This window comes from Corynebacterium sp. MC3 (assembly GCF_900099485.1).
Classification (GTDB): Bacteria; Actinomycetota; Actinomycetes; order Mycobacteriales; family Mycobacteriaceae; genus Corynebacterium; species Corynebacterium pseudogenitalium.
The window spans coordinates 1-891 of the sequence record NZ_LT622808.1 but is presented as its reverse complement, the minus strand read 5'-3'; the positions used below and the strand labels follow the sequence as shown (position 1 = coordinate 891).

The 891-nt window shown below is 65.8% G+C and carries 2 protein-coding genes and 1 pseudogene; all 3 read right to left on the bottom strand.

Annotation, left to right across the window (positions count from 1 at the left end):
* Positions 1-202, bottom strand: a pseudogene (locus BQ4436_RS11795) (hypothetical protein); the annotation flags it as partial.
* Positions 203-204: 2 nt separating this feature from the next.
* Positions 205-468, bottom strand: coding sequence for a hypothetical protein (locus BQ4436_RS00255; protein WP_070975122.1), 264 nt, complete (start codon positions 466-468; stop codon positions 205-207).
* A 3-nt stretch (positions 469-471) separates the two neighbouring features.
* Positions 472-642, bottom strand: coding sequence for a DUF4244 domain-containing protein (locus BQ4436_RS00250; RefSeq protein ID WP_083428543.1), 171 nt, complete (start codon positions 640-642; stop codon positions 472-474).
* Between the last annotated feature and the right edge of the window lie 249 nt (positions 643-891).

Genomic DNA, 891 nt, shown 5'->3' with positions numbered 1-891 from the left:
TGCTAATTGGGTTGCTTTTTAGAGGATTGTGTGGGAGGTGCCCAGAACCAGCTGAGGGGTCGGCGGCGAGGCGCGCCCGGTGGGCGTTTGCCACCCCGGCAACCACCGCCGCAACCGCAAGGGCCAGCGCGGTCACCGCGGCGATGATGCCCGCCGTGGTGACGGATGCGGAGCCTTCCTCGCTTCGGAGTTGGCCAAGCATGGCTAGCCTCCGAACTCGGTTGGGAAGACGGCGGTGGCCTCCATGCCGCGTACTCGGGCGGTCACGGTGACCATGCCGCCGCGTTCCTGGGTGGTGACGCGCCCGGCGGGCGGGTCGTAGTCCAGGCCGATGGCGTGCGCGCGGGCTGCCGCCCCGGCGATGTCCACCGCGGAGATGTAGGCGCCCATCGTGGCCAGCGCCGCGACGATCGCACCGGCGACGACCACCAAAGCACTCAGGGAGAGCGCTGCCTCGATGGTGTTCATCGGCTAGCCCGGCTTGTTGGTCAGGGCGTCGGTGATCACGCCTTCGATGGCGTCCGAGACGCCGTTGCTGGTGACCACCATGTAGAGCACCCCGGCAAGGGCGGCGGCCGCCAATGTGCCAAAGGCGTATTCGATGGTGGACAAACCGTCGTCGTTGGCGAGTTTCGCCTGCATATGGGCGGTAATGCGGGCAGCTGCAGCGTGGATAAAGTTGGTAGACATTTCATTCTCCTTATTAGTTGTTGGTGTTTCAAAACAGGGTTTGGCCCAGGCTGACCACTACGGGCGCCAGGCCGAGGACGAAGAACGCCGGCAGGAAGAAGGCCGTCAGCGGGAGTGCGATGAGCACCCCGGCGCGCTCGGCGCGGGCGGTGGCGTGGCTGACTCTTCTACGCATCCAGTCGTGTCTAAGAGCCAGGGGTA